Origin of the sequence: Streptomyces sp. NPDC058662 (genome assembly GCF_042716255.1) — a bacterium.
In the GTDB taxonomy this organism is placed as follows: Bacteria; Actinomycetota; Actinomycetes; order Streptomycetales; family Streptomycetaceae; genus Streptomyces.
This window is the reverse complement of sequence record NZ_JBHXRU010000174.1, coordinates 1-6,887: the sequence shown is the minus strand read 5'-3', so window position 1 is coordinate 6,887 and position 6,887 is coordinate 1. Positions and strand designations below refer to the sequence as shown.

Below are 6,887 nucleotides of genomic sequence, written 5' to 3'. Positions count from 1 at the left end.
GCGCCCCGCAGTGCGGGGCGCGGCCTTCGCCGTTCGCGCGGGACCGGGACGGTCAGTGGAAGAAGTGGCGGGTCCCGGTGAGGTACATGGTCACGCCGGCCGCGCGCGCGGCCTCGACGACCTGCTCGTCGCGGACCGAACCACCCGGCTGGACGACGGCCTTGATGCCCGCGGCGGTCAGGATCTCCAGTCCGTCCGGGAAGGGGAAGAACGCGTCGGACGCGGCGTACGCGCCCTGCGCGCGCTCGGCGCCCGCCCGCTCGACCGCGAGCTTCGCGGAGTCGACGCGGTTGACCTGGCCCATGCCGACACCGACCGAGGCACCGTCCTTGGCCAGCAGGATCGCGTTGGACTTGACGGCCCGGCAGGCCTTCCAGGCGAAGGCGAGCTCGGCGAGTTCGGCCGGGGACAGCGCCTCGCCGGTGGCCAGGGTCCAGTTCGCCGGGTCGTCGCCCTCGGCCTGGAAGAGGTCGCTGTGCTGGAGCAGCGCGCCGCCGCTGATGGGCTTGAGGTCGCCCGGCTGGTGCGGGGTGCCGTCCACCTTCAGGACCCGGATGTTCTTCTTCTTCGCCAGGACCTCGACCGCGCCGTCCTCGTAGGCGGGGGCGGCGATGACCTCGGTGAAGATCTCCGCGACCTGCTCTGCGAGCTCGACGGTCACCGGGCGGTTGACGGCGATGACGCCGCCGAAGGCCGACAGCGGGTCGCAGGCGTGCGCCTTGCGGTGCGCGGCGGCGACGTCGTCGCCGACCGCGATCCCGCACGGGTTGGCGTGCTTGATGATCGCGACGCAGGGCTCGTCGTGGTCGTAGGCGGCGCGGCGGGCGGCCTCGGTGTCCACGTAGTTGTTGAAGGACATCTCCTTGCCGTGCAGCTGCTCGGCGTTGGCGAGCCCGCCCGGTCGGCCGTCGGTGTACAGCGCGGCGGCCTGGTGCGGGTTCTCGCCGTAGCGCAGGGTCGACTTGCGCTCCCAGGCGCCCGCCAGGAACTCGGGCAGCACGGCCTCCGGCTCGGGTGCGTACGCGTTCGTGAACCAGGAGGCGACGGCCACGTCGTAGGCGGCGGTGTGCTGGAAGGCCTCGGCCGCGAGCCGCTTGCGGGCGGTGAGGTCGAAGCCGCCGTTCTTCGCCGCGTCGAGCACGTCGGCGTAGCGAGCGGGGCTGGTGACGACCGCGACGGAGGGGTGGTTCTTGGCGGCGGCGCGGACCATCGAGGGGCCGCCGATGTCGATCTGCTCGACGCACTCGTCCGGGGTGGCACCCGACTGGACGGTCGCCTGGAAGGGGTAGAGGTTGACGACCACCAGATCGAAGGGCTCCACGCCGAGCTCGGCGAGCTGCCGGCGGTGGTCCTCCAGGCGCAGGTCGGCGAGGATGCCGGCGTGCACGCGGGGGTGCAGGGTCTTGACCCGCCCGTCGAGGCACTCGGGGAAGTCGGTGAGCTCCTCGACCTTGGTGACGGGCACGCCGGCCGCGGCGATCCTGCCGGCGGTGGATCCGGTGGAGACGAGCGCGACGCCCGCCTCGTGCAGGCCGCGGGCCAGCTCTTCCAGTCCCGTCTTGTCGTAGACGCTGACGAGCGCACGCCGGATCGGCCGCTGGGTCGTGGTCGGGTCGTTGCTCTCTACGGCGGTCACTGGATTGTTACCTTTCGTCCCTCAATGCGGTAGCCGTGCCGGGCCAGGCGCCCCACGACGTCGACGAGCAGCTGTCGCTCGACTTCCTTGATGCGCTCATGGAGAGCGGCTTCGTCGTCCTCGTCCCGGATCTCGACCACACCCTGGGCGATGATCGGACCGGTGTCCACGCCTCCGTCCACGAAGTGGACGGTGCACCCGGTGACCTTCGCGCCGTAGGCGAGGGCGTCCCGAACGCCGTGGGCGCCCGGGAAGGAGGGGAGGAGGGCGGGGTGGGTGTTGATGAACCTGCCGCCGAAGCGGTCGATGAACGCCTTGCCCACGATCTTCATGAACCCCGCCGAGACGACGAGGTCCGGTGCGTACGCCTCGGTCGCCGCGGTGAGGGCGGTGTCCCACTCCGCGCGGCTGCCGTGGGCCTTGACCGGGCACACGAAGGTGGGAATGCCCGCCTTCTCGGCCCGCTCCAGGCCCGCGATGTTCTCGCGGTCGGCCCCCACGGCGACGACTTCGGCGCCGAAGCCCTCGGCTCCGCCGGGGTGGGCGGCGATGGCGTCGAGCAGGGCCTGGAGGTTGGTGCCGGAACCGGAGACCAGCACGACCAGGCGGGAGACGGCCATGAGAGGCCCTTTCTCGCGGGAATTGCGGCGTTTCTTCTTGTGTGGTCATACGAAACTTCGGGGTACCGATATACGGGGAACCATACGAAGCCACCGACCGCCTGCAACGATACCGGCACACCGGACGGCCCCCGAGGGACGGGGGGACGGGCGAGGGGTAGCGTCTGGCCTACACGCCTCAACAGGCCGTACCTCGCCACGACGTCGCGCGCGACGTCCATGACACAGGGGAAGAAACACACCCGATGCCGGACCGCCGCCAGCCCGACTCCCCCACCGACGACAACCCCTTCGCGGCTCCCCCGGAAGGCCGGCCCGACCAGCCGTGGCAGCCGCGCGGCGGCGGTGACGGCGGCGGGAACAGCCCGAAGGACTCCGACGGCCCGGGCCCGGGCGGCCGGGGGCCCGCGCGCTGGGACCCCACCGACCCGATCCAGCGGCGGGCCCGGTACGCGCTGCTGGCCGGCATGTGGGGGTTCTTCTTCGGGATCTTCGGCATCCCGTCGGTGGGGCTGCTGCTGGGCGCGCTGGCCCTGTACTGGGGGATCAGCGCGCTGCGCGGCAGGCCGGCGGACGCGGACACGGCCGCGAAGGCGGTCACGGCGGGCGGTTCCGGTACGGGAGCGGGCGCCGGCGGCGCGGGGACGGCCCCGGCCCGGGGCGGCCTGGCCGCGCTGGGCGCGGCGGCCCGGCCCCAGCGGACGGCGGCGGTGAGCGGGCTGGTCACGGCCTCGCTGGCGATCCTGCTGGCCATGAGCTCGTACGCGCTGCAGCTCGCGTACAAGGACTTCTACGTCTGCCGCGACGACGCCCTGACGAAGACGGCGGAGTTCCAGTGCAACGACCTGCTGCCGGACAACGTCGTCGGCGACATCCTGAAGGTCCGCCAGTAGTCGCGCCCCCTCCCGCTCCCGCGCCTCGCGGGCCCGCCCCCGCCCTGTCCTAGGCCGGGGGTTTGCGGCGTGCCAGCACCCGGGCGCCCGTCACCGGCGGCGCGAGCGCCGCCGCGGGGGGCGGCGGGCCGGGCGGGGCGGCGGGGGGCGCGGGGTGCGGCGTCGGCACCTCCAGGCCGATCCCGGGCAGGACGGTCACCGCCCGCCGCCGGGGCCGGGGCGGGGCGGAGCCGGCCGGGGCGGCTGGAGCGGCCGCCGTAGGGGCTGTCGTAGGGGCCGCCGTAGGGGCTGTGGTCATGGCCGGGGTCGGGGCCGTCGGCGCGGGTCGGAGGCCGGACGGCGCCGGGGCGGCCGGGACCGGGGCGGCCGGGGCCGGGGCACCGGCGGGGACCGGGGCGCCGGCCGGGTCCGGGGTCTTCGGGAGGTCGATGACCTTCGGGATCTCCGGGACGAGGGTGCCGGCCGCCCTGCGCAGGGCCTCCCAGCGGATTTCCCGCACGCCGCTGTCGTGCCAGCCGTCGTCCGGCGGCAGGTCCGCGTCCGCACCGGTAAGACCCCGCGCGGGGCGGTTGCGCCAGGCCTGCACCGTGACCGCGAGCGGCACCGCCGGCACCACGGTCCAGCCGAAGGCCGCCGCGCCCGTGGCCCACCACACCGGTCCGAAGTCGGCCAGCGCCCCCGAACCGAGCGGCCCCGACGCCGCCGCCGCCAGCCCCGTCATCGCCAGCCCGCAGACCAGCGCGCCCAGGGCCGCCGTGAGGGCGGTCTCCCCGTACGAGACCTCGCGCGGCCGGCGCACGGCGAACCAGCCGACCAGCAGCCCGGCCACCAGCGGCACCCCGGCGGTCGCCCAGGTCAGCGGGGTCCCCGGTCCCTCGGGCGGGAGCGCGGCCAGCAGCGGGAAACGCGGCAGTGCCGGCGAGCCGGCGAAGCCGAACGGTGTGGCTGAGGCGCCCGTGCCGAGGTCGAAGCCCGGTCCGAGGGCGTAGGCCGCGCCCCACACCATGGCGTTCGGGACCAGTGTCAGCGCGAGCAGCAGGACCGCGAACCGGCCTGACCACACGCCGGTCAGCTCCAGGAACGAGCCCTGGACCTCCGCCCCGTGCCAGGCGAGCGAGGCGCCGACGAGCAGGACGCCCCCGCCGAGGAGGACGAGGGTGCCGCCGGCCCCCGCCCGCAGCGCCAGCGCGTACCGGGGGCGCGTGACTGCCCTGCGTACGCCCGCGGGCACCCGGTCCGGGAGCGGCCCGAGCGGGCGGCCCCGGGCCGCCCACACCCCGCCGGCGGCCGCGAGCACGGCCACCATCGGGACGTGCCAGGCCGCGCTGAGCGGGTCCGCGGGCATGGGGCCGCCCGCCGCGTACACCGTGACCAGGGCCGCGACGGCCAGATAGCCGCAGAGCACGGCCGAGAAGACGGCCGCGGCCGGCAGCGCAGCCTCGTCCTCCTCGTCGCAGGCACTGCCCAGCCGGGCCGCGCGCCGCATGAGCAGGACGGGCAGGGCGACGAGGAGCAGCGGCGTCACGCCCACGGGCGCGGGCACGCCGGACAGCGTCTCGTAGCGCACGAGCTCCGTCCCGTGGGCGAGCAGCCACAGTCCGGCGGCGAGGTGCAGGGCCCCGCCGGGGCCGCTGTCGGGGTACGGGGAGCTGATCCACAGCACGATGACGAGCACGGCGAGGAAGCCGAGCCCGAGGCCCGCCGCCACGGCGCCGGCCGCCACGCACGCGGCGGCGGCCGGGGAGCGGCGCCGCGCTCGGGCCTGCGGGGCCACGGGGAACGAGGTCCCGCGTTCGGTCGCTTGGGTCACTCCGCCATGGTGCCAACGACACGCGCTATGGGCGGGTAACAGGCGAATGCCCGTGGTGTCGCTCAATATACGCTTATGTACTTTTTCGCCCAGGGCTGCCGGGTCGCGGGGAGTGTGGCATGAAACAGAGCGTCGGAACGGGCTCCGCTCCTGCCTCCGAGCCGGGACTCCCCGCCCCGAAGGAGCGCCGCAGGCTGCGCGAGGCGGCCGCCCTGACGTACGAGGACGTGGCGGCGGCTCTGGACGTGGCTCGGGGCACCGTCCGCTCCTGGGAATCGGGCCGCACGGACCCCCGGGGCCGCAAGCGGGCGGCGTACGCGCAGTTCCTGGCCCGCCTCGCTGCCGCGCAGCCCCCGGACGCGGCGCCGACCGCGAGGGCCGGGCGGACCGGGCCGCCCGGTGCGGCGGAACCGGCCGGGACCGGGGTGGGCGCGCCCGGGAGCACGGCCGAGGGCGGCACCGAGAGCGCGACGGAAGACGCGACGGAGAGCGCGGCGGAGGGCGGCACCGCCTCCCTGCGGGCCATCGGGGCGGTACGGGCCCTGGCCGCCGGGAGCTCGGGGCGGCCGGTGAGCCCCCGGAACCGACCCAAGGCCGCTGCGAAGCGGGCCGCCAAGTCCCCCGTCGGGATGCCCCGGCACGAGGCCAGGACCCCGGCGAAGGCCGGGGCCGGGGTCGGAGGCGGCGCCGGAGGCGGGGTCGGGAGCGGATCCGGTGGTCGCGGCGGGCTCCGCCCAGGGGCGGACCCGGCCGAGCAAATCCCGAGAACGGGTGATTCCGACCGGCCCGAGGCGCCGCCGGCCCCCGCCCCCGCAGAGCCCGCGGTGGAGCCCCGTACCGGCACGGCCCCCGCGGCGGAGGAGGCGAACGGGACGACGCAGGCGGACGGTTGTGCCCGCCCGGACGCCGCGGAGCCCGAAGCCGCCTTGACGGCGGAGGCCGGAGCCGCCGGGACCGCGGACGCCGAAGCCGCCGGGACGGGGCAGGCCGCGACCGGCGCCGGGGACGAGGACGGCGAGGACCGCGCAGCGGCCGCGCGGGAGACCCCGCCGGGGCAGGGAGCGGCCGAGGCCTTCGACGCCCTGCACGCCCACGCCGCCCGCGTCCTCGCCCGGCAGGCTTACCTGCTCACGGGCAGCGGGACCCTCGCCGAGGAGGCCGTGGAACGGGCTTTCAGCCAGGCCTGGGCCCGCTGGCCCGAGGTGGCCGTCGATCCCGACCCGGTGGGCTGGGTGCGGGCGGCCACGTACGAGTACGCCCTGTCCCCCTGGCACCGGCTCCGCCGCTCCCACCGGCATCCCGGCAAGCCCCCGGCCGAGCCCGACGACCGGATCCTGCTCGACGCCATGCTCGCGCTGCCGCCCGCCCACCGCCGTACCGTGCTGCTCTACGACGGCGTCGGCCTCGACCTCCCCGACACCGCCGCCGAGACGGAGGCCACCACCCCCACCGCGGGCGGCCGGCTCCTGCACGCGCACGCCGAACTCGCCGAGCGGATCCCCGAACTGACCGACGTACCACCGGAGAAGCAGTCCGCGGTGCTGCACGCCCGGTTCGCCGCGCTCCGGCCGGCGGTGCGGCTCGAACCGCGCGCGCCGGCCGCCATCCGTACCGGCGCCGAGCGGCGCACCCGGCGGTGGACGCGCGCCACCGTCGGCCTCACGGCGGTGATCGCGGTCGCCACCGCCTACACGGCGGCGACCGCGCCCACGCACTACGAACCCCCGCCCTCCCCCGGGGCGAACGTGTCCGGAGTGCCCCCGCACAGCGGCCCGCAGCGGATCACCGAACAGAGCCGGCAGCTCCACGACAAGCTGCGCGCCGATCCGGCGGCCGGGCCGAACCGCCTCACTCCGCTGAGCGGCTGACGGCGGCGGGCCGAGCGCAGCGGAAACGGGCGTGGCCCGCACCCGTAAAGGGTGCGGGCC

Annotated in this window: 5 protein-coding genes; 2 read left to right on the top strand and 3 right to left on the bottom strand. The window is 76.1% G+C overall.

Annotation, left to right across the window (positions count from 1 at the left end):
• Positions 1 to 52: 52 nt before the first annotated feature.
• Positions 53 to 1,636, bottom strand: a complete 1,584-nt coding sequence (purH, locus tag ACFWUQ_RS30750; RefSeq protein WP_384544574.1) for a bifunctional phosphoribosylaminoimidazolecarboxamide formyltransferase/IMP cyclohydrolase — start codon at positions 1,634 to 1,636, stop codon at positions 53 to 55.
• A complete protein-coding gene (purN, locus tag ACFWUQ_RS30745; protein WP_384544572.1) occupies positions 1,633 to 2,256 on the bottom strand; it encodes a phosphoribosylglycinamide formyltransferase in 624 nt (207 codons plus the stop codon). Before purN ends, purH begins: the two co-directional genes overlap by 4 nt.
• Before the next feature lie 245 nt (positions 2,257 to 2,501).
• Between purN and ACFWUQ_RS30740 the strand changes: the two genes are divergently transcribed.
• On the top strand, positions 2,502 to 3,149 hold the full coding sequence (locus tag ACFWUQ_RS30740; RefSeq protein ID WP_384544570.1) for a hypothetical protein: 648 nt from the start codon (positions 2,502 to 2,504) through the stop codon (positions 3,147 to 3,149).
• 49 nt (positions 3,150 to 3,198) lie between these two features.
• Here the strand turns inward: ACFWUQ_RS30740 and ACFWUQ_RS30735 are convergent, their stop codons facing one another.
• Complete coding sequence (locus tag ACFWUQ_RS30735; protein WP_384544568.1) at positions 3,199 to 4,959, bottom strand: DUF6350 family protein; 1,761 nt, start codon at positions 4,957 to 4,959, stop codon at positions 3,199 to 3,201.
• 119 nt (positions 4,960 to 5,078) lie between these two features.
• Between ACFWUQ_RS30735 and ACFWUQ_RS30730 the strand changes: the two genes are divergently transcribed.
• Positions 5,079 to 6,827, top strand: a complete 1,749-nt coding sequence (locus ACFWUQ_RS30730; RefSeq protein WP_384544566.1) for a helix-turn-helix domain-containing protein — start codon at positions 5,079 to 5,081, stop codon at positions 6,825 to 6,827.
• Positions 6,828 to 6,887 lie beyond the last annotated feature (60 nt).

Excerpts from the sequence above, each read along its gene's own strand:
- purN (WP_384544572.1), bottom strand. The coding sequence starts at position 2,256 with ATGGCCGTCTCCCGCCTGGTCGTGCTGGTCTCCGGTTCCGGCACCAAC.
- ACFWUQ_RS30740 (WP_384544570.1), top strand. The coding sequence starts at position 2,502 with ATGCCGGACCGCCGCCAGCCCGACTCCCCCACCGACGACAACCCCTTC.
- ACFWUQ_RS30730 (WP_384544566.1), top strand. The coding sequence starts at position 5,079 with ATGAAACAGAGCGTCGGAACGGGCTCCGCTCCTGCCTCCGAGCCGGGA.